The 21,823-nt window shown below is 60.9% G+C and carries 17 protein-coding genes; 9 read left to right on the top strand and 8 right to left on the bottom strand.

The window, feature by feature from the left end:
* Nucleotides 1-122 precede the first annotated feature (122 nt).
* The 3 genes from ABNU97_RS10055 to sixA form a co-directional block, all read right to left on the bottom strand.
* Nucleotides 123-1,250 carry an FAD/NAD(P)-binding protein gene (locus ABNU97_RS10055; protein ID WP_348766599.1) on the bottom strand — a complete coding sequence of 376 codons (1,128 nt, stop codon included), beginning with the start codon at nucleotides 1,248-1,250 and terminating at the stop codon, nucleotides 123-125.
* 64 nt (nucleotides 1,251-1,314) lie between these two features.
* Nucleotides 1,315-1,647 (bottom strand): YnfA family protein, encoded by a 333-nt coding sequence (locus ABNU97_RS10050; protein WP_348766598.1) that lies wholly within the window; start codon nucleotides 1,645-1,647, stop codon nucleotides 1,315-1,317.
* 37 nt (nucleotides 1,648-1,684) lie between these two features.
* Nucleotides 1,685-2,194: a phosphohistidine phosphatase SixA gene (sixA, locus tag ABNU97_RS10045; protein WP_293624526.1), complete on the bottom strand. Its 510-nt coding sequence runs from the start codon at nucleotides 2,192-2,194 to the stop codon at nucleotides 1,685-1,687.
* Between the two features lie 525 nt (nucleotides 2,195-2,719).
* Between sixA and ABNU97_RS10040 the strand changes: the two genes are divergently transcribed.
* From ABNU97_RS10040 to ABNU97_RS10020, 5 genes are all read left to right on the top strand, one after another.
* Nucleotides 2,720-5,764 carry a ribonucleoside-diphosphate reductase subunit alpha gene (locus ABNU97_RS10040; protein ID WP_348766597.1) on the top strand — a complete coding sequence of 1,015 codons (3,045 nt, stop codon included), beginning with the start codon at nucleotides 2,720-2,722 and terminating at the stop codon, nucleotides 5,762-5,764.
* A 9-nt stretch (nucleotides 5,765-5,773) separates the two neighbouring features.
* Entirely contained in the window at nucleotides 5,774-6,082 is a 309-nt protein-coding gene (locus ABNU97_RS10035) for a BrnT family toxin (protein WP_348766596.1), read from the top strand.
* Nucleotides 6,079-6,291 carry a hypothetical protein gene (locus ABNU97_RS10030; protein ID WP_348766595.1) on the top strand — a complete coding sequence of 71 codons (213 nt, stop codon included), beginning with the start codon at nucleotides 6,079-6,081 and terminating at the stop codon, nucleotides 6,289-6,291. Before ABNU97_RS10035 ends, ABNU97_RS10030 begins: the two co-directional genes overlap by 4 nt.
* A gap of 61 nt (nucleotides 6,292-6,352) precedes the next feature.
* Nucleotides 6,353-7,555, top strand: a complete 1,203-nt coding sequence (locus ABNU97_RS10025; protein WP_348766594.1) for a ribonucleotide-diphosphate reductase subunit beta — start codon at nucleotides 6,353-6,355, stop codon at nucleotides 7,553-7,555.
* Between the two features lie 51 nt (nucleotides 7,556-7,606).
* Nucleotides 7,607-10,027, top strand: coding sequence for an SIR2 family protein (locus tag ABNU97_RS10020; protein WP_348766593.1), 2,421 nt, complete (start codon nucleotides 7,607-7,609; stop codon nucleotides 10,025-10,027).
* A 990-nt stretch (nucleotides 10,028-11,017) separates the two neighbouring features.
* On the opposite strand, the gene ABNU97_RS10015 is transcribed toward ABNU97_RS10020, so the two are convergent.
* On the bottom strand, nucleotides 11,018-12,199 hold the full coding sequence (locus ABNU97_RS10015; protein ID WP_348766592.1) for a cobalamin-independent methionine synthase II family protein: 1,182 nt from the start codon (nucleotides 12,197-12,199) through the stop codon (nucleotides 11,018-11,020).
* A gap of 452 nt (nucleotides 12,200-12,651) precedes the next feature.
* Here ABNU97_RS10015 and ABNU97_RS10010 point away from each other — a divergent pair, with 452 nt between their 5' ends.
* A complete protein-coding gene (locus ABNU97_RS10010; RefSeq protein ID WP_348766591.1) occupies nucleotides 12,652-14,583 on the top strand; it encodes an ATP-dependent DNA helicase RecQ in 1,932 nt (643 codons plus the stop codon).
* A gap of 334 nt (nucleotides 14,584-14,917) precedes the next feature.
* Here the strand turns inward: ABNU97_RS10010 and ABNU97_RS10005 are convergent, their stop codons facing one another.
* Nucleotides 14,918-15,787 (bottom strand): NmrA family NAD(P)-binding protein, encoded by an 870-nt coding sequence (locus ABNU97_RS10005; RefSeq protein ID WP_348766590.1) that lies wholly within the window; start codon nucleotides 15,785-15,787, stop codon nucleotides 14,918-14,920.
* Nucleotides 15,788-15,888: 101 nt separating this feature from the next.
* On the opposite strand from ABNU97_RS10005, the gene ABNU97_RS10000 reads away from it, so the two are divergent.
* Nucleotides 15,889-16,782 carry a LysR family transcriptional regulator gene (locus ABNU97_RS10000; protein ID WP_348766589.1) on the top strand — a complete coding sequence of 298 codons (894 nt, stop codon included), beginning with the start codon at nucleotides 15,889-15,891 and terminating at the stop codon, nucleotides 16,780-16,782.
* 140 nt (nucleotides 16,783-16,922) lie between these two features.
* Here ABNU97_RS10000 and ABNU97_RS09995 read toward each other — a convergent pair whose 3' ends face one another.
* Nucleotides 16,923-18,608 (bottom strand): thiamine pyrophosphate-binding protein, encoded by a 1,686-nt coding sequence (locus tag ABNU97_RS09995; RefSeq protein ID WP_348766588.1) that lies wholly within the window; start codon nucleotides 18,606-18,608, stop codon nucleotides 16,923-16,925.
* Nucleotides 18,609-19,076: 468 nt separating this feature from the next.
* A complete protein-coding gene (locus ABNU97_RS09990; protein WP_348766587.1) occupies nucleotides 19,077-20,174 on the bottom strand; it encodes a DUF2855 family protein in 1,098 nt (365 codons plus the stop codon).
* Nucleotides 20,175-20,336: 162 nt separating this feature from the next.
* Between ABNU97_RS09990 and ABNU97_RS09985 the strand changes: the two genes are divergently transcribed.
* Complete coding sequence (locus tag ABNU97_RS09985; protein WP_348766586.1) at nucleotides 20,337-20,900, top strand: TetR/AcrR family transcriptional regulator; 564 nt, start codon at nucleotides 20,337-20,339, stop codon at nucleotides 20,898-20,900.
* A gap of 161 nt (nucleotides 20,901-21,061) precedes the next feature.
* Here ABNU97_RS09985 and ABNU97_RS09980 read toward each other — a convergent pair whose 3' ends face one another.
* Entirely contained in the window at nucleotides 21,062-21,382 is a 321-nt protein-coding gene (locus tag ABNU97_RS09980) for a hypothetical protein (RefSeq protein ID WP_348766585.1), read from the bottom strand.
* Nucleotides 21,383-21,549: 167 nt separating this feature from the next.
* Between ABNU97_RS09980 and ABNU97_RS09975 the strand changes: the two genes are divergently transcribed.
* Nucleotides 21,550-21,756, top strand: coding sequence for a putative motility protein (locus tag ABNU97_RS09975; protein WP_348766584.1), 207 nt, complete (start codon nucleotides 21,550-21,552; stop codon nucleotides 21,754-21,756).
* Nucleotides 21,757-21,823 lie beyond the last annotated feature (67 nt).

Below are 21,823 nucleotides of genomic sequence, written 5' to 3'. Positions count from 1 at the left end.
GAGTCGGCCGAAGGTCGCGCCCGGCGCCGAGGCGTGGAGAAGCGGGTTCGAGCAGCGCGGCGTCAGTGACGATTTCATGCGCCAGCGCGGCCAGCCGGCCGGACGGAAATAAGACGCCCCGGCTATGCTGCGTTCCGGGCGCCGCGCTTTGCGAGCGCTGCCAGCCGCGCCCCTGCCAGGCGTGCGCCCTTGATGTTGCCCGCCATCGGCCCAAGCTGAAGGCTGGCCGGGCGGCCGACCAGGTGCAGGCCGGGCGCGGCTTCCAGATCGTCGTTGATGAACACGTGGCCGTCGCTATCGCAGCGCAGCTCGAGCGCGTCGAGGGTATGGCCGAGCAGGCTGTCAGGGCGGGCGTGGTTTTCGAAGCCGGTGGCAAGAATCACGCGATCGGCATCGATACGCCGGCCGTCCGCCAAGAGCAGGCCGTTCGTATCCGTCGATTCGACGTCGCCACGTCGCCAGGCGATATCGCCGGCTGCCAGCGCGGCCGTGATACGCGCGAAGATATCGGGCGGCAGGGTGCCGGGCTGGCGGGCCTCGGCAAGCACGGCGGTCCGCGTCTCGATTGGTGTATGGGCAAACGGGGCCAGGCAGCGCGGGCCGGCATAGCAGGGGTCGCTATCGAAATCGGCCCGCCGCGGCGGCGTACGCGTGACCCAGCACACCGTGTGCCCGAGTTCCTGCAGCCGTAGTGCGAGCTGTGCGCCGGTGATGCCGCCGCCGACCACGGCGGGCCGTGCCGACGCGTATCGGTCGATCGCGAAACCGGCGTCGTAGACGTGCTCGCAGTCCGCCGCCCCCATGGGCCGGTAGGGCGCGTTGGGCCCCAGCGCCAATACCAGCCGCCGCGTATCGTAGGTTTGGCCGTTCGTGGCGTGGACACGCCAGCCCTGGGGCATACGTTCGATGCGCTGGCCGCGCGTTGCGATACGCGCGGGCCCGGCCAGGGCGTGACGGGCATGGGTTTCGAACAGCGCCCGCGAAGGCCGGCGGTAGTAGCCGAGTTCGTGGCCGCTGTCGAAGCCGTTTGCCGCTGCGAACGCACGCAGGGCATCGGCGCGCCGGCCCAGGTGATGGGCGTTGGAAGAGCGCAGATAGGTCATGCCGCAGGCATCGGCCCGGCGTTGCCAGTCCGCCATGGCGGGGCGGTCGTCGAGCACCGCGAGCCGTGCCGCGGGTCCGGCCGCGGTGATCGCTTGCGCCGCGAACGCGCCGTGCAGGCCGCCGCCGATGATCAGCCAGTCGTACATCGCCCGGTCTCAGTTGCGCCCGAAGCAGGCGCAGCCCGCGAAGGCGGACAAAGGCAGCGAACCGTCAGGCATAACGCGGGCCGAACATAATGATTGCCATACCCAACAGGCACACAACGACCCCGACGAAATCGGTGGCCGTGGGTCGCACTGAATCTACCGCCCATAACCACGCCAACGCGACGCTGATGTATACACCGCCATATGCCGCGTAAACGCGCCCGGCTGCTTGAGGATGCAACGTCAACAACCAGGCGAAAGCAGCAAGGCTGAACGCAGCAGGCACGAGTAGCCAGGCCGTATGCCCCTGCTTGAGCCAGAGATACGGCAGGTAGCAACCGATTATCTCGGCAAGCGCCGTCAATACGAAAACGCCAAACGTCTTCACGATTTCCATAAACCCTCGGCTGTGCCCCACCGCGCGGGCGAGCGGGCTAACCGAGCTTGCGCAGCTGGCGGGCGGTGAGCAGCCAGCGCAGCGTGCCGGTGCCGCCGTCCGGCGGGCCGGGGAATTCCAGCAGGGCGGCGCCCGCTTTCTTGAAGGCCATCAGCCGGTCGCGCCGGCGGGTCAGGCTCCAGGACACCCAGGTGGCCAGGTCTGGCTCGTGGCCCACCAGTACCAGCCGGCGATCGCCGAAATGGGTATGCAGGTATTCATCGAGCGCGGCCATATCCACCGGCGGGGCCAGGACGTTGGCTTCCTCGATGGTGGCATCGTCCAGATAGCCGGACAGAATCTCGGCGGTCTGCACCGCGCGCACGAGCGGGCTGGTGACGATGTCGTCCACGGCCAGGTCCTTGAGCGCAGCGCGCAGGCCGGCCGCGGCCGCGCGGGTACGGCGCATGCCTTCCGGCGTGAGCGGGCGCTCTTCGTCGGACAGGCCCATGCCGTGGGCCTTGTCCGCATCGAGCGCGATGCCGTGACGTATGACGATGATATCCATGGGCCTATTGTCACCTGTGAATGCCGGTGCTGCCACTGCGGGCAGGCATTACCGGACGGTTTTGACTATCGAAAAACGCGATGTGGCAAAAAATTTTTATCGTGTCGGTTTTCGTGGGTCTCCTCGGGGCCGCTCGCCGCTGAAAACGCTTGTACGCCAAGTCTTTTACAGAACGGTCACAAGATCTGTGCAAATTTGGCGCAGCGTGGCGGGCAAGGCAACAACGTGCCCCTGCCACCCAAGTGAGCCGTTGGCTGGCCAGCCAGTAACCACTGCCCCAATGCCTTGCGCCATGCGCGTTTGGGCGGTTTGTGCCCGGGTTTATCCACAGTGTTGTCCACCTCTTGTGCACCGGCCGACCACAACATATAGTTCTAGGGGCGGCGAAAAGGGGTGCTTGACCACAGTATCTAGTGGGGTAGAGTTCGCTGCCAGAACGTTGTCCCCAGCGCGGCACGGCGTTTATCGGTTTCGTTTTATCGCAGCGTCGTTCTCCCGGCGCGGCAGATTTCAAGAGGCATAGCCATGGAGCACACACAGGTTTCCGATCGCGCGAATGCGCGCAGCGAACAGCCGGCAGCGGCCGATTCGTACGGCGCCAGCATCGAGGCGACGGCGCCGGGCAACTACAAGGTCATCCGCCGTAATGGCAAGGTCACCCCGTTCGATGCCTCCAAGATCGAGCTGGCCGTAACCAAGGCCTTCATCGATGTCGAAGGCCAGCAGGGCGCGGCCTCCTCGCGTATCCGTGAAACCGTCAAGCACATCACCGAACAGGTCGTGCAGGGCGTGACCCGCAGTCTGCCCGGCGGCGGCGCGGTGCATATCGAGGATATTCAGGACTACGTCGAGCTCGCGCTCATGCGCAGCGGCGAGCACAAGGTCGCGCGTTCCTACGTGCTGTATCGCGAAGAGCGCGCCCACGAGCGTGCCGCCAAGCTGGCCGAAAAGGGCGTGGAAGCCGGCGAGCCGGCCCAGGCCGCGGATATCAATGTCGCCTTCAAGGATGGCACCACCCGCCCGCTGGATCGCGACCGTCTGGGCCGCGTGATCGACGAGGCCTGTGCCGGCATCGACGGCGTGGCCGCCGAGCAGGTCCTGAAGGACACGCTCAAGAACGCGTTTGATGGCATCTCCGAAGACGAGCTGTCCACCGCGCTCGTACTCTCGGCCCGCCAGCGTCTGGAAGCCGAGCCCAACTACGGCATGGTCGCCGCGCGTCTGCTCATGGACAAGCTGCGCCACGAAGCGCTGACCTTCCTTGCCGACGGCCAGGTCGAGTATGCGACCCACGCCGAGATGCGCACGGCGTATCCGTCCTACTTCAAGGACTTCATCGCCCGCGGCGTACACCACGAGCTGCTCGCCCCCGAGCTGATGGAATACGACCTGGATCGCCTCGGCGAAGCGCTGATTGCTGATCGCGACCTGCAGTTCACCTATCTGGGCCTGCAGACCCTCTACGACCGCTACTTCATTCATCACGAATCCAAGCGCTTCGAACTGCCGCAGGCGTTCTACATGCGCGTGGCGATGGGCCTGGCGATCAACGAAATCGAGCGCGAAGAAAAGGCCATTGAGTTCTACAAGCTGCTGTCGAGCTTCGACTTCATGTCGTCCACGCCGACGCTGTTCAACTCCGGCACGCTGCGCCCGCAGCTTTCGAGCTGCTATCTGACCACCGTGGCCGACGACCTGCACGGCATCTACGAAGCCGTACAGGACAACGCGCTGCTGTCGAAATTCGCTGGCGGCCTGGGCAACGACTGGACGCCGGTGCGTGCCATGGGCGCCCATATCAAGGGCACCAACGGCAAGTCGCAGGGCGTGGTCCCGTTCCTGAAAGTGGTCAACGATACGGCCGTGGCCGTGAACCAGGGCGGCAAGCGCAAGGGCGCGGTCTGTGCCTATCTGGAAACCTGGCACAAGGACATCGAGGAATTCCTCGACCTGCGCAAGAACACCGGCGACGACCGTCGTCGCTGCCACGACATGAACACCGCGAACTGGATTCCGGATCTGTTCGTCAAGCGTGTGCTCAACGACGAACAGTGGACGCTGTTCTCGCCCAACGACGTGCCGGACCTGCACGACCTCACCGGCAAGGCCTTCGAAGAAGCCTATGCCGGCTACGAGGCCAAGGCCGCGCGTGGCGAGATCAAGAACGTCAAGACCATCTCGGCGGTCAACCTGTGGCGCAAGATGCTCAGCCTGCTGTTCGAAACGGGCCACCCGTGGTTCACCTTCAAGGACCCGTGCAACCTGCGCAGCCCGCAGCAGCACAAGGGCGTGGTGCATTCGTCCAACCTGTGCACCGAGATCACGCTCAACACCTCGCCGGGCAAGGAAATCGCGGTCTGCAACCTGGGCTCCGTGAACCTGCCGCAGCATATCGAGAACGGCGAGCTGAACGTGGCCAAGCTGGAAGCCACCATCAACACCGCCATGCGCATGCTCGATAACGTCATCGAGTACAACTACTACAGCGTGAAGACCGCGCGTGACTCCAACCTGCGTCACCGCCCGGTCGGCATGGGTCTGATGGGCTTCCAGGACGCCCTCTACAAGCTCAAGCTGCCCTACGAATCCAGCGAGGCGGTCGAATTCGCCGATCGCTCCATGGAGCAGATCAGCTATCTCGCCATCAAGGCCTCGACCAACCTGGCCGAAGAACGCGGCGCCTACAGCACCTTCAAGGGCAGCCTGTGGGATCAGGGCATCCTGCCGATCGACTCGATCAAGATCCTGCGTGAAAACCGCGGCGAAGAGTATCTCGATCAGGACGAATCCCAGACGCTGGATTGGGAAACCCTGCGCGAGCGCGTCATGAATGTGGGCATGCGTAACTCCAACTGCATGGCTATCGCGCCCACTGCGACCATCGCCAACATCACTGGCGTGAGCCAGTCGATCGAGCCGACGTATCAGAACCTGTACGTCAAATCGAACCTGTCGGGCGAGTTCACCGTGGCCAACCCCTACCTCGTGGAAGACCTCAAGGCCCTGGGCCTGTGGGACGAGGTCATGGCCAACGATCTCAAGTATTACGACGGCAGCGTGCAGGGCATCGACCGCATTCCGGACGACCTGAAAGTGCTCTACAAATGCGCCTTCGAGATCGACCCGCGCTGGCTGGTGGAAGCCGGTTCGCGCCGCCAGAAATGGCTGGATCAGGCCCAGAGCCTGAACCTGTACATGGCCGAACCCTCGGGCCGCAAGCTGGACGAACTCTACAAGTTCGCCTGGAAGAAAGGCCTGAAGACCACCTACTACCTGCGCTCCACCAGTGCCACGCATACCGAGAAGTCGACGATCACCGATCATCGCCTGAACGCGGTCGGCAACGGCGGCAAAGGTTCCGGCGGCGGTACCGGCGCCGGCGGCTCGGTCACCGGCGGTTCGGCCAACGGCGGCGGTCAGACGGTCAACGCGGCGTCCAACGGCGCGAGCGTGGCCGAAGCGCCCAAGGCCCGGCCCACGGCCTCGGCCACGGCACCCGCGCCGGAAGGCAAGCCGACCGCGCCCATGGCCTGTGCCATCGACGACCCGGACTGCGAGGCCTGTCAGTAAGCGTTAGCCATGAGCACGCCGTGTTTTCGTTACCGATGGGATGCTGCAAAAGCGCGTTCCAACCGACGGAAACACGGCGTGAGTTTTGATGTTGCCGCCGGCGTGTTCCGTGATCCGCTGGCTCTGACGATTGCCGATCCAGCGCACAGCGAGACCGAAGAGCGTTGGATTACACTCGGTGTAGTACCGGAAACAGGCTTGCTGGTCGTGGTTCACACCTTGGCCGAGTGGAGCGAAAACGAGATCGATATACGCATTATCTCGGCGCGGCGTGCCAGCAGACGGGAACAACGCGACTACGAAGGTGGCGACATATGAAAGACGAATACGATTTTTCAAAAGGCGAACGCGGCAAATTCTATCGGCCCAACGCCTCGCACAATATTCCGTTGTATCTCGACAGCGATGTCATGGAGTTTTTGGCCAAACGCTCGCGCGATCAAGGCATTGAGCCGCGCGAGCTAGCCAATCAAATGCTCAAGAAAGACATCGAGATCGTGCAGGCGGCGGAAAGAACGTCCAAATAACGCGCGTAACGACGCAACAGAACACCGCTTTTTAACGAAGCACAGCAAAAGGAAAGCCACCATGCTCGACTTCGAAGACACACCGCGCCAGGGCATCCCCAACCGGGACCACGCCAGCACCACCAACCCGAACCCCGCCGGCGACGCGCCCGATCCGTTCGCCCTGGACAAGGCCGAAGAGCGCCCCAGCCACGAAGGCGAGCATGCCGAAGCCGTTACCGGCCTGGAACAGGTCGAACTCGGCGCCGGCCGTGTTTCCGTGGACGAAAAGCGCATCATCAACTGCCGCGCCGACGTCAACCAGCTCGTACCCTTCAAGTACACCTGGGCCTGGGAAAAGTACCTCAACGCCTGCGCTAACCACTGGATGCCGCAGGAAGTGAGCATGTCTGCCGACATCGCCATGTGGCAGGACCCGGACGCCCTCACCGAAGACGAGCGCCTGATCCTGAAGCGCGGCTTCGGCTTCTTCGCCTCCAGCGAATCGCTGGTCGCCAACAACATCGTGCTGGGTGTGTACAAGCACCTCACCAACCCCGAATGCCGCCAGTACCTGCTGCGCCAGGCCTTCGAGGAAGCCGTGCACGGGCACACCTTCCAGTACATCGTGGAAAGCCTCAACCTCGACGAGGGCGAGATCTTCAACATGTACCGCGAGCTGCCCAGCGTGCACAACAAGGCCGCCTGGGCCATGCAGTACACCCAGAGCCTGAACGACCCCAACTTCCAGACCGGCACCCACGAAAACGATCAGATCTTTTTGCGTGACCTGATCGCCTTCTACGTGATCTTCGAAGGCATCTGGTTCTATGCCGGCTTCGTGCAGTATCTGAGCTTCGGCCGCCGCAACAAGATGACCGGCACCGCCGAGCAGATGCAATACATCATGCGCGACGAGTCGATGCACCTGAACTTCGGCATCGACGTGATCAACCAGATCAAGATCGAAAACCCGAACCTCTGGACGCAGGAATTCCAGGATGAAGCCCGTCGCATGATCGACGAAGCCATGCACCTGGAAATCGAATACGCCCACGACACCATGCCCCGCGGCGTGCTCGGCCTGAACGCCAGCATGTTCGACGAATACATGAAGTTCATCGCCAACCGCCGCTGCTCGCAGATCGGCCTCGCCGAGCTCTACCCCGGCGCGGAAAACCCGTTCCCGTGGATGAGCGAGATGATGGATCTGAAGAAGGAGAAGAACTTCTTCGAGACTCGAGTGATTGAGTATCAGTCGGGCGGGGCGCTTAGCTGGGATTGATCTGATAACTTAAAAGCGGGCTTTAAGCCCGCTTTTTTTGGGGGGTTAAGAATGCCGATAGAGCTTCATACACTAGCTCAAGCTATCAATCCGCAAGAGACCATACTATTTTTCGGAGCTGGTTCTTCGATTCCTTCCGGCGCTCCATCTGCTTCAACTTTAGCGACGGCTCTCGCCGGCCGGTTCAATTTAGACGCCACAGGGTGTGATTTAGCTGACGTTGCAACTTTAGTTGAGATAGATCACCCAAGATCAGAACTAATAAGTGAGGTACGTAAGCAACTTGGCGACGTAAGCCCTACTGGCGGGCTGCTGAATATTCCAAATTATGACTGGGCTGGGATCTTCACCACAAACTACGACTCTTTGCTGGAAACTGCGTATTCCTACAAAAAGAGCCCCGTAAATATTTTCACTTGTAACTTCGATTTCTCGCCACGCTACGACAAGTCGTTACCAGCTATTTATAAAGTACATGGCACTATTGAGAAAGACGTATGTGAGGGGCACCAATCTCGGATAATCATAAGCACTACGGATTACGAATTAACTGAAGAGTATCGGGAGCAGATTTTTGATACTTTGAAGTTTAAGATGCTCGAAAATGACACCCTGATTATAGGTTATTCTCTCTCCGATCCGCACATTAAAGCCATTATCAGTAGAGCTCTCCGTATTAAAAGCGAGTCTGGGAGCAATCGTCGCATCACGCTATTAATCTACGGGGAAAGCAAACAGCAGGCGGCTATACAAGAAAACCGAGGGTTGAGAGTCGCATTTGGTGGCATCGACGATTTTTTCTCCCAGCTAGCAAAAGCCGCTCCGACGCCGCAACGATCCTTTCACTTCTCAGGACATCCTTTCGATAAAGTACAGCGGCTTAACGCAACGACTGTAGATGTCGCACATGCGCTGAATAACCAGCGATCTAACGTTAGTGACATGTTTAACGGTTGGCCGGCGACCTACGGCGACATAGCTGACGACTTAACTTTTCGAAGGACTTGCTCAGAAAAAATCGTCAATCAGCTGTTCAATAGCGAGCACTTCGTGGCGGTAATCCTGGGTGCGGCTGGTACAGGAAAAACAACGCTCGCCAGGCAAATATTAGCAAGTTTTAGTGGTCAGCCAGAAGATGAGTCAAAATTCTTGTGGGAGCATAAGCATGATGCCGATTTCGCGGCTTCTGATTGGCTGGAAGTCGCCGAAAAACTCTCGAATGACAATGAGTCGGGCGTCCTCTTTATAGACGAGGCGCATAACTACCTTCATGAGCTTAATAGGCTTCTGGATCAATTAGTGGCGAAGGCCATTGAAAATTTAAAAATTATATGTGTTTCGCAGCGCAATCATTGGGGGCCACGCGTTAAAACGCCTTCGTTCTTCCATATCGGTGTATCGTACAACATATCAAAGTTGGACGATGCCGAGATTATCGATTTGCTAGCGCTAGTCGATTCGAGTTCGCAAATCGGAAAGCTGGTAGAAAATAATTTTGCGGGATTTTCGCTGGCTGAAAGAAGAAAAAGGCTTAAGGTCCGTTGTGAGGCGGATATGTTTGTGTGTCTGAAGAATATATTCGCGTCCGATAGCTTAGATGATATTTTGCTCCGCGAGTATGCGGCGCTAGACCAGCAAAGCCAAGATATATATAAGTTTGTCGCTGCTATGGAGAGTTCGGGCATCAACGTGCATCGTCAACTTGTGATACGCGCGCTTGGGTTAGATACTGGTTTTGTGGATCCAATTCTAAATAAGCTAAGCGACATCATTCGTGAGTACGACATTGATAAGCGTGACGGAATTTTTGGGTGGAAAGGGCGTCACGAACTTGTTATGGCGATAATAGCCCGATATAAATTTGGCTCTGAACAAAATTTTGTGGATCTTTACGAACGTGTTTTAAGCAATCTTGTGCCTAGCTATGAGATAGAACTTAATACTATCAGGCAGCTTTGCAATTTTGAGACTGGAATCCAAAGGATTAGCTCGAAGAAGGAACGTAATCGGTTGCTCAGAAGGATGATATCGATAGCTCCAGGTGAACGAATTCCTAGGCATCGTCTCATCCGAAACCTTATCGATATGGACGACTTTCAAAGAGCGGATACTGAGATAAGAATATTTGAAAAGGATTTTAAGCGTCCGGATGTTTCAATTCGGCGGTATGAAGTTATGCTTCTGATGGCTCGAGCTGATCGATCACCGGGTTTGATGCTTGAAGATAAAATTGTAATATTGTCAGATGCGAAGACCCGTTTGGATGCGATATTCGATAAATTTCCAGCGAACAAACACAATTTGCGAACGTTCGGCGATTTGGGTATGGCTTTTTTGAGGCACGGTGGGGAATACGCTGTGATCGACGAGGCCATTACGCGAATGCGCGAATTAGAGCCTCAAATCGGCGACCCGGATATTTCAACTATGATCGCGCGTTATGAATCGCGTGTCCGTGCTACGGGACAATAAGCGTTCACCCGTATGCTGGCGTCGAGGCCGGAGAGTTTCAGCGGTCAGCTAGGGGGTGGATTCAGGTTCCAATCGCAACACGTCCGTTGTGACGCAAGCACGGCACGTGATCCGTGTGATCCGTGTGATCCGGGGACAGTATGATGCGTCCCCGCGGGAATAATTGGGGATAGACCACGATTTCCCGAGAGCAGCCGGCGGCAGTATATTTAATTCAGGAGTCGTCAGTTTGTGCAGAAGATTCGTGAGTTGTCGTAGGGAGGTATTGAACTATCGTTCTTAGACGTTCGCATAGATTACGGGAATTCGGCGAGATCTTATTGCCTTGGCTAGGTGTTCTACTTCTACTCATAGTTGGGTTTGCTTGTAACGGCGAATCCCCTAGCGGTCTGTTGTTCTGCCTTAGCGCGATTGTCTTCGCATACTCTCTTAACTTATGGAGCCTCAGTACGAAGCTAAGAGTCGACGTCCCGGAGATACCGCTGCTCGCGTTGCGTTACATGGCTTACACGTTTTGGCTGTCTGCTAATTTAGCGATGTTTTTTTGCGTATTCGGGTTGGTTTCCGGCTCTATTGAAGGCCTTTCTAACAGGTATGCAGTTGCATTACAGGTCGCAATGAGGTTTTTCTTGGGAATAGGCGTTGATGGAGGCCTTTGTGAAAGCTGGGCTTCTGCTTGGGCGGTTACGATCACTTCGCTTTTGGGTAGTAGCCATGCTGTTGTTTTTATCGCCCTGGGATTTTTGAGGATCGAGGAGAGACGCAGGAGGGCGTCAACGTAAAAGTGGCCTGTCGGGCCATGGTTTAAATAGTCGGTGGATTAAGGTCGCGCTTCATCCGCGGACAGGCTATTTAATTCGCGAGCCGGCGAGCACGACGCCTATTCATCAAAGGTTGTCACGCGCCAGCTCATGCACTGGCCGCCGCCGCCCGCTTGGTGGTTGCCCAAAAGCTACATCGGCACGCCCGAGGATGACCCTGCGTAGGCCCTCAGCCCCAGATACGCTTCGAAGCGAGCGCTGCGCCTTCGCCCAGCGACCCGAGCTTGGCCCAGGCCACATCCGGTGCCACGAATTCATAGCTGGCGAAGGTGCCAAAACCACAGTCGGTGCCGGCGATGACGCGCTCGCGATCGCCCACGGCATCCACGGCGGCACAGATACGGTTGGCCACGACCTGCGGGTGTTCGAGGTAGTTGGTGGTGACGTCGATCACGCCGGGCAGTAGCAGCATGCCGTCCGGTAGCGGATGCTGCTTGAAGGCAACGGTTTCGTGCTCGTGGCGCGGATTGCCGAGCGGGATGCTCAATGCGCCCACGTTGGCCCGATAGAGAATCGGCAGCAGCTCGTCCACCGGCACGTCGTCCTGGTGCGGGCCTTGCCAGTTGCCCCAGCACACGTGCAGGCGCACCTTCTCGGGCGGGATATCGGCCAGCGCGAGGTTGATCGCTTCTACATGCAGTTCCACGCGTTCGAGGAAAGTGCCGAGCGGCGCGTCGCCAAACATCACCACGCGTTCCATGGCCAGGTCCGGTGCATCGAGTTGCAGCAGATGGCCGCGGGCGACGATGGCGTCGTATTCCTTTTTCATCTCTTTCGCGACGGCCAGTACATAGTCGCGGTCGGTGCGGTACGCCGGGTTATTCTCGGCGCGCAGCATGGTCGTTGTCACCACGCCGGGGGACGCCGCGGTCATGAAGGTTTCGGCCGGTTTCGGATGATGGGCCAGGCCGCGATCGAAGGCATCCAGCTCGGCGGTGACGCCCGCCAGCGAGTCTTCGTAGTGGACGGCCTGCTGAGCTTCGGCCGTATCCCACACCCGGGCCAGATCTTCCGCCACGCCGATCTGGCGTGCCATATGGTCGGCATAGCCGGGAAAGCGCTGCATATCGAGTGCGGTCTTGCGCCGCTGCTCACCGCCGAAGCCGCTCATGCGCTCGACCACGTAAGTGGAAAACCCGACGCGCGGCGCTTCGCCGTCGTTGATCACATCCAGCCCGGCATCGATCTGACCTTTAACCGCCTGGGCCACGCCCTCGTCGATACGGCGAGCCAGCTCGTCGGCGTCCACTGGCTTACCTTTTTCCTGCTTGACCAGCAGTTCCGACAGCGCGCGCGGACGCGGAAGGCTGCCGGTATGGGTGGTCAGTATTCGATCGCGGCTGTGTTGCATGGGGACCTCGACGTGAAAGTAGTCGCAGTCTACGTGGGCCGTACCTGAGGTGATGCCCCAGAACACGGGGTTTGGTCACACCTGGCTCGACCCGCGTAGCGACGTGAAACGGTCAGCATACGTTTGCGTCGACCGTCATGACGAGGGCAAGCCGGGCGCCGCATTTTTAATGGGCGAGTTGGTATCCGCTACAGCTACGCATGAGAGGCTCGCCCGGCCTAGCGCATAACGTGTCCGTTTTGAACGCTAGCAAGGCGATAGGGCAGGCCATGCATCGTGCATGACCGTGGTAGAACTCAACCTCAAACCGAGATACAAGGCAGCCATGGCTCGCCCGTGACGCCTAATCCGCGCGGCCACAATATGCCGGCCCCCGGCCAATGAACAGTCTGATGCTTCCGTAGTATCGTGAACCTGGGGCCGAGGGTTTGATTTGAATTGCTGGGGGCACCATGGACGACCAGCCTGATCGCTTGCTTAAGGCGTATTTCGGTTACGACCGCTTTCAATCTGGCCAGCGTGAGGTGATAGAGCATCTGCTGGCGGGCCGTTCCGCGGCGGCGGTATTTCCCACCGGCGGCGGTAAATCGCTGTGCTATCAGCTGCCGGCGTTGGCGTTGCCGGGTATCACGTTGGTGGTATCGCCGTTGATCGCGTTGATGAAGGATCAGATCGATGCCTTGACCGCCCGTGGCATCGCCGCGCAGCGGCTGGATTCGAGCCTCGACGCCGAGGGTTACCGCAACGTGATGGATCGTCTGCGTTCAGGCGAATTGCGTCTTTTGTACGTGGCGCCGGAGCGGTTCAACAACGAACGTTTTCGGCAAACGCTGAGCCAATTGCGGGTATCGCTGTTTGCGGTCGACGAGGCGCATTGCATCTCGGAATGGGGGCACAATTTCCGCCCCGACTATCTCAAGCTGGTCGGTTTCGCCAAGGCGGCCAAGGCCGAGCGCCTGTTGGCGCTGACCGCGACGGCCACCCCGGCCGTGTTGGACGACATTTGCCGGGTACTCGATATCGGCGCCGACTGTGCCGTGCGTACGGCTTTCTATCGTCCCAACCTGAAGCTGCTGTTCTCGCCGACCACGGTGGAACAGCGTGACCATGATCTGCTGGCGCGTCTGAACGAGCGGCCGGCGGGGCCGACGATCGTTTATGTGACTCTTCAACGTACGGCGGAGCAGGTGGCGCAACAGCTGGCCGATGCGGGCCATCCGGCACGGGCCTACCACGCCGGCATGGATAGCGATAAGCGCAGCGTGGTGCAGGAGTGGTTCGTGCGTTCGAACGACGGCATTGTGGTGGCGACGATCGCGTTCGGCATGGGTATCGACAAGGCCGACATCCGCTACGTCTATCACTACAACTTGCCCAAGAGCCTGGAAAACTACGCCCAGGAGATCGGCCGAGCCGGGCGCGACGGCAAGAATGCCGTGTGCGAGATGCTGGCTTGCGCCGACGACCAGAACACGCTGGAAAATTTCGTCTATGGCGATACGCCCACGGCGGCAGCGATCGATTCTTTTCTGCACGACCTATTCGCGCAGGAAGAGGAATTCGACATCAGCCTGTCGGCGCTCTCCCGCACGCATGACCTGCGTGAGTTGGTCGCGCGCACGCTGCTGACTTATCTGGAGTTGCAGGGCTATCTGAAGGGCGGTACGCCTTTCTACGCCAGTTATCGATTTCGGCCGAAGATGACGTCACAGGAAATACTGGCCCGGTTTGAGGGGCCGCGTCGGCAGTTCCTGGCCGAGTTGCTGCGCAGGGCACACAAGGCGCGCACCTGGTTCGACCTCGATGTAGATAGCGCAGTCGCCGAGATGCGCCAGCCGCGCGAGCGCATCGTAGCGGCGCTGGATTATCTGGGCGAGCAAGACATGATGGAAGTCACCGCAGCCGGCGTGCGTCATCGCTACCGCATTCTCCAACGCCCCGACAGCGTGAAGGCATTGGCCGCCACACTCTACGAGCAGGCGCTGCACCGCGAGGAGAGCGAGTTGGCACGGCTGCAGGAGGTGCTTGCGCTGATCGAAGCGGACGGCTGCCAAGTCGCGGCCTTGAGTGCGCACTTCGGCGAACAGCGCGACCCCTGCGGCCACTGCTCCTGGTGCTTGAATGACGGCACGCCGGTGCGCATTCCGGCCCGTCGCAAGACCGAGATCGATCCGGCCGTGTGGGCCGAAACGGAGACGCTGCGACGACAACACCCGAAAGTATTGGGCCCGGCACGTGTCGTCGCGCGTTTTTTGTGCGGCGTCTCATCGCCGTCGCTATCCAAGGCGAAACTTATCGGTCACGCCCTGTTTGGCCGCCTGGCGCATGTGCCGTTCGCGGCCGTGGAAAAGCACGCTCAGGATTCCGCACCGCCGACAGCGTGAACATGACTAATAGGTACCGGACGAGGACTTCCTGCGGGATTCGGCGACAGCGCGGGATTCGGGGGCAGTATGTTTAATTCCCAAGTGATATGAGCGGCGGCCATTCGCCAGACGCCAACTCGGCTCACGTCAGTGCAACGACGACGGCGTAGGCGACAGCGTTTGAAAAGTGCTGCGTCGCTTGGATCAACAGGCTAAGTCGGGCCTTGTAGTGTGCAAGGCGCCGCGGATGCGGCGCCTCGTCGTTTATATAGGCGAACTGACCTGGCCAGGGGCGGTCTGTTGGTTGGAGCCCGGTACGCGTTCGATTAGCCGGGGCGGCCGAAGCGGCGGGTCAATTCGCGACCGCCTGTTGATCGGCGAAGTCGCGGTAGGAATGCAGCGGCCGGCCCAGCAGGGTGGTGAGTCGCTCGACGTCGCCGGTTTCCGGGGCCATGCCGTCGCTGACATAGCGCTCGGCCATGAGGCGCATTTCGTAGGCCATCCATTTCGGCATGACGTGGGCCATGTTTTGCTCGAAGGCGGTCGGGTCGTCGCCGCCGTAGGCGATGGAACGGCCGAGTACATCGGACCAGATCGCGGCGATGTCCGTGCCGGTGAGCGTATCGGGGCCGACCAGGTTGATGGCATCGCTCCCCAGTGTGGCCGGGGCCTGGTCGCGACGGATCAGCTCGAGGGCGGCGACTTCGGCGATATCGCGCACGTCGATCATGGCAACGCCCTTGCTGCCGATCGGCATCGGGTAAACGCCGTGCTCGCGGATGACATCCGTGACCATGATTTCGTTATCGATGAAATAGGCGGGGCGCAGAATCGTGGCGCTGAAGCCCATCTGCTCGATCATGCGTTCGGCGCCGGATTTGACCGCGAAGTGGGGCACGTTCGCGAAACGCTCGGCGTGAATCACCGACAGATACACAACCCGCTGGACGCCGGCCTCGTGGGCGATATTGAGCGCGATCAGGGCCTGGGTGAATTCGTCGCCGGCTACCGCGTTCAGCAGGAACAGGGTGGTTACACCGGTGAAGGCCTGGCGCAGTGCATCGATATCGAGCATCTCGCCCTGCACGACGTCGACGCCGGCCGGGAATGTGGCTTTCGACGGGTTGCGTACCAGAACGCGAACATCGGCGTGACGTGCAACGAGTTGGTCGACAACCTGACGGCCGACTCGGCCGGTAGCGCCTGTAACAAGGATGGTCATGTGAATCTCCGAGGTGTGTTGAGGAACGATTTGAAGTCTACTGGCTCAATTTCGTAGCGATAGACGCTATATTTGGACAGTCTGTCTCACTGGTGGAACACATGAATCTAATCGCGCTTGCCGACTTCAATCTGGTGGCCCGACACGGCGGGTTCGGCAAGGCGGCACGCGCTGCGTCGCGCCCGAAAGCCACGCTGTCGCGGCGGGTCGCGGAGCTGGAAGCCAGCCTCGATCTGCGTCTGTTCGAACGCGGCGGCCACCGCCTGAAGCTGACCGAGGAAGGCCAGGCGCTCTATGAAAGAACGGGCGCGCTGCTGGCCGATCTGGAAGAAAGCACGGCCGAGATCAGCGCCGGCGGGCAGCGCCCGCGCGGGCGGCTACGCATCAGCGCGCCGCTGCTTTTCTCGCATGTCGCGCTCGGCAAACTTGCCGCCGAGTTCGCGCTCAAATACCCCGAGGTGCGGGTAGAGGTCACCACCGAGGATCGGCCGGTTCATATGGTCGAAGAAACCTACGACCTCGTGATTCGGGTCAATCCGGCGCCGCAGGAAAGCCTGGTCGGCCGCGTGTTCATGCGCGACCGGCTGGTGGTGGTGGCAAGCCCGTCGGTGCCTCGGCCTGCTGGTGACGATGCGGTGCCGGCGGTGGTACGCGGTCAGGAAGACATGCGCGATAGCTGGGACGTGACGACCACGACCGGCCCAGCATCTATCGCGGTTCAGCCGGTTATTCGTCTGTCGTCGATGCTGATGGTTCGGGATGCGGTGCGCGCGGGTGCCGGGGTGGCGTGTCTGCCGCTGTCGCTGGCCAGCCGGGACATAGCCGACGGGCGATTGCTGCACTGGGGCACGCTGGACGCGCCGGAGATCGCGCTCTGGACGTTGTATCCGTCCCGCCGTTTTCTGAGCGCGCGCGTGTCCGCGTTCGTGGCGCATCTGAAAGAGGCGTTCCCGAACGGTACGCCGGATGAGCTCGCAGCGTATATCGATCCATGAGCTACGCCTGCTTGCCGCGCACAGTGCCGTGCGAGTTGGTGCCCGGCGCTTTCACGAGCTCCCCGACAAGTCGCGGTCGGCTATTGGGCAAAAGACGGGGCGCCGCGGGCTAAGCCAACTTGCTTAGCCCGCCTGATCCGTTACGGGTTACGCGGTCCGGTCGGCCCGTAGTCGAAGTCCGCGACGGCCGGGCCGAAGGTCTTCAAGCCCGCCGGTGCGTCCTTCGGGTCGAGCTTGAGGATCAGGAAAGCGCCTTGGTCGGAGGATTCGATTCTCGTGAGCGCGTCTTCGAGTTCGCCGTGGGTGGCGGCGTGATACGAGACCATGTTCGCGTTGGCGTTGAACGCCTGCGGCAGGCGGGCGTAGTCCCAGGCAGCGATATCGTTGTAGGCGCGGTCCATGCCGAGTATGTAGCGTTCGATGGTGTAGCCATCGTTGTCGATCAGCACGATGATCGGGCGCTGGTCGTAGCGCAGGATCGACGACAGCTCCTGGGCGGTGAGCTGGAACGAGCCGTCGCCGATGAACAGCAGGTGCCGGCGCTCGGGCGCGGCGAGCAGGCTGCCGAACAGGGCGGGCAGCGTGTAGCCGATCGCGCCCCAGATGTTGGATGCCACGTAGGCGGTGTCTGCCGGCAGACGCTGGGCAGACAGGCCGATATTCGACGTGCCGGCTTCGGCGATCACGACATCGCCGGCGCGCAGGAACTGGGCCATGCGGGGCCAGAGTCGTGCGTGGGTCAGCGCGTCGCCGGGCGCGCTCGGGTCTTGCTCGGCCGGCGCGGGCTTTGTCGTATTGGCAACGGTCGCTGCGGCGTTACGCTGCGGCAGTGCCTCCACCAGGCGGTCGAGCAGTTCGGCGCCGACCACGCCCTCGTAGTAGTCCGGGCCGACCGTCACGCGGTGGTTTCGCACGTCCACGACCGATTCGAAGGGCAGCTGGGCGGTGAAGTTGCCCGAATTGCTTTCGATGAAGCGCGGCGACGTGATGACGAGAAAGTCTGCCGATTCGACGCGCTCGCGTACGTCGGCGCTTGAGGCCGCGCCGGCATAGGTGCCCAGGAACAGCGGATCGTTCTCGTCGAGCAGCGCCTTGGCGGTGGGCAGCTGGGCATAGGGAATGCCGGCGCCATGGGCGAGTGCACGCAGGCCGTCGACCAAACCGTGGCGGTCGGCGTCCATATCGAGGAGGATCGCCGGCCGGGTGGCCGATGCGAGTTTGTCCTGCACATGGGCGAGCGCGGCCTGGAGGCGTTCGGCGTCGCTGGGCGGCATGCGAATGTCGAACGGTGTATCCGGCGCTTCGATGCGCAGATGCGATACGTCGGAGGGCACCTGAACATGAACCGGGCGCTGCTTGCGCAGGCACAGGTGCAGGGCGCGATCGATCTCCTCGACGGCGTTGGTGGAGTCGATATGCACCGCGGTTGCCGTGAACGGCGCCATGCTCAACAGCATGTTGTCGAAGTCGCCGTCGGCGAGCGAATGGTGAAGGCGGAATCGGTTCTGGGTTGCAAACAGCGGCGGGGCGCCGCCAATCGAAAAGATCGGCAGATGTTCGGAGTTCGCGCCGGCGATACCGCATAGCGCGCTGAGCTCGCCCACGCCGTAGGTGGTCAGCAGCGCGCCGATGCCGCGTCGCCGGGCATAGCCGTCTGCCGCATAGGCCGCATTGAGTTCATTGCAGGCGCCGACAAATCGAATGCCGTCCATGGCCTCGATCTGTTCCAGCAGGTTCAGGTTGAAGTCACCCGGCACGCCGATTACGTCGCTCACTCCGGCCTGGCGTAGCCGTGTGAACAGAAACTCTCCCACCGTGGTCTGCATCTCTCGCTCCTTTGTTTTTATCAGCGCCCCCAGTCGCATGCGTAGAGGCTGCACCATTGTAGAGCGGTGAGGCCAGGCGGTGTTCAGGGAACCGGGCTGGGGCAGGGCGCGTGGCAGCAGACTGCTGGGTGCGCCGCGATTGATTGGGCTCTGTCTGCCTCCGGGGATCGACGAACGCCATGCCGGCGCACCTGCCGGCTGTGTGGCGGCCAGGACATGCTTGTAGGCCAACCATCGGCCGACCGGATAACCCGCGGATAAGGCCGCGTCTTTTCACGCTGGCGACGCTTGCAACACGCTTGCCGATTGATGCAGCAGGCCGCCTTATTCGACCTGAGTCGTTGCTCTGAAACCTATTGATTCGCTCGGACGAGTCAACTGGTTAGGTATCCGGCCACCGAAACGCGCTACCGGAACGCATGGCCCGGTCGCGCCCGATACTGCAGGCTGGCCTGGATGACGGTACTGCTAGCCCATCCGCACCACATGCCCGGCACGGGCGGAACCGCCGTGATCCACCAGCTCGCGTATCACGCCTGCGGCGCCGTCGAGCCCGTGATGCACTTCCACCTGCATCCATGGATCTTTGGCATCGCTCACCCGTTCGAGAAACGAACGCTCGGCCTCGGCATAGCGGGCATAGAGTGTCTCCGAGCCCCAGTCGCCAATACGCTTGCGGATCTGGTTCGGCGCAAAGAATAGCGTTGGACGGGGCTCGAGCTGATCGCTGACCGCGTCGGTATCCGTGGTGGACGCCGAGCCTACCGACGCGTGGTGTACGAGTTGGTTGCCGAGATGGCTATGGACTGCTTCGGCCAGCGCGCCGCGACCGGAAAAATCGATATACACGCCAGGCGTTGTCGAGTCGATCTTGTCGACCTCGTCGTACGTCAAAACCTGGTCGTAGAGGCCGAGGCTTTCCACGGTGGCTTGATTGGATGGCGAGGTCAGCCCGATCAGGCGCACGCCGGCCTGCTGCAACGCGAAGGCGCAGCCGTAGGCGGTCTTGCTCGATGCGCTGGACAGGATGAGCTGGGCGGCGCCGAAATGGGCGTTGTCGATGAGAAAATCGGCCAGCATCCAGGAGGTGAAAAACAGCGGCCGCATCAGCATCTGGTGGTCGGCCAGGTCCGGCGCATACCCCAACGCTTCGGTGGCGCGGCTGTATTGGTTGTACGGTGTGGGCAGCGACTGGCGATGGCGCGAGCCGTCCACGAAGCCGCGCTGGGTCACATGAACCGGCTGTACGATCAGCTCGTCGGCCATCGGGAAATAGCCGTACAGGCGCGTGCCTTCGGTGAGCCCTTCAACGCGGCTTTCGCTGACCGTGGCAAAGCCCCAGACCGGCATCATGCCGTAGCCGCCGTCTTCGCAGGGGAAGAAATTCCAATAGCGCATGGCATCGCCATAGGCCGCATAGGTGATGTTGTTGGCGGTCAGGGCAAAGGTTTCGATCGCGAGAGCGGCCGCGCCGTCCGCCAGAGGCCGATGGCGAGGAACGTCCTGTTTTACAGTTCGTCCAAGATCCGTCTTGTCGGTCATCAACTGTGTGATCGTGTCCGTCATGGCCCCTGCTTGCCGGCGCATCCGGCGACTGAAATAAACTGGCGGTCATGCTAGCAGCGGCTTGCCGCACGGGGGTTCGGTTTTACCATGCAGTCGTCTCGACAAGGCTCAGGCCTGCCCAGGCCGCGAAAAAAGCCCACTCAGCCTCGGGCCGTATTCACCGTGCAGGCCATTTACGACGGTTTTGTTCGGATTTGGCGGCGCGACGGGCCGGCGGCGACCACCACCCGCGCCATCGCTGCAGAAACGGGCTACAGCGTCGGCACCATTTACGATTACTTCCCCAACCGCACCGCGCTGCTCGCCGGCTACTACGAGCACTGTATCGACCGGCTGTGCGATCAGCTTGTCGCGACTGATACGGACAATGCCCACCTGCCGTGGCGGGCCCGGCTGACGCTGCTCGTGCAACAGCTTTACGGACACAGTCCGAATAGTCCGTACTTCGATCGGGAAATGCTGGCGCGGGAATCGCTGGTCGCCAATGCCGGACGCCAGCAGCACGCCTTCGAACGATGCAGCGGCTGCGTCTATCCCCTCGTCAACGCCTGGCCGGATTTGCCCGCCCCGGTGCCAAAGCGCACGATCGACAGCCTCGTGCAAACGGTGTGGGGCAGCATGCGATATGCCCATGTTCTCGACCGCGATCCGGAAACGGCCCAAGCGCATATCGAGGATTTGAGCCTCATGTCCCGGGCGCTGCTGCTGAGCGTGGCGGATGATTAGTCGATAGCAAGAAGCGCTTGTCGCGCGTGCGGGGCGTAGGCGTCTACGCGACAAATCCTCTTGCGGGCACGACGAGCGAAGATCGGGTTCGCGAGAACGGACATGCCAGAACGCGCGCGCCTGGCCACGCTCTGGCCCAAAACGTCCGCGGCTGGCTGTCCTCAGATAATCCCTTGCCAGGAGAGGGTCATTATCAAGGCGAGCGCCATCGCGCCGAGGATTGCGTTGGCCATGTACAACGGTCGGGCCTTGCCATGGAGCGATATATACGTGCCCAGAATAACCAGAAGCGCCACGCCATAGGCCACCAACATGGCAACGATGGTACCCGTGCCGCCCGAGCCTTCGAACTGCTGCTGCGGCCCGGCGGACTGGGCGATGCCGAATAGCAGGGCCGGTATGCCCGCTGCCGGGAAGGCGAGCAGGAAGTAGACCAGAACAGCCACGGGGCCGGGGCGTTTGGTGTCGGTTTCGCGGCTCATGGCACCCGTGTTTTCAGTCGGTTGGGGCGCAAAATTTAGCATGCGTCCTGCAGCAAGACTCGCTCCATTCCTGAACGGCCGGGTTGCTGACGGCGAGGGGTGAATTCAAGCGTCGTAGCTGCCCGCCGATAGGCCCTTGCGGTTCCATGTCTTAAATAAGGAGAACTATGGACGCGTCAAGTGTGAGTTCGACCGTCGCAACCGCGATGGCGTTACAGCAACACAACCAAAGCCAGGATGCTCAGGCGAGTCTGTTAAAAGACACGCTCGACAGCCAGGCCGCACAGATGCAGCAGTTGATGTCTTCTGTGTCGCCGCAACAGGCTTTGGCCACCACCGGTACCGTGGGCACGCAAATCAATACGTTTGTCTGACGGATATCGGGCCCCGATTCGTTCGGGGTGGAACGGTCGCAGCACATCGGTGCTGGGGCCGTTTTTT

Source organism: uncultured Salinisphaera sp. (assembly GCF_964012375.1).
In the GTDB taxonomy this organism is placed as follows: Bacteria; Pseudomonadota; Gammaproteobacteria; order Nevskiales; family Salinisphaeraceae; genus Salinisphaera.
Note: the sequence above shows the minus strand (reverse complement) of the source record. Positions and strands in the feature narration are given on the sequence as shown.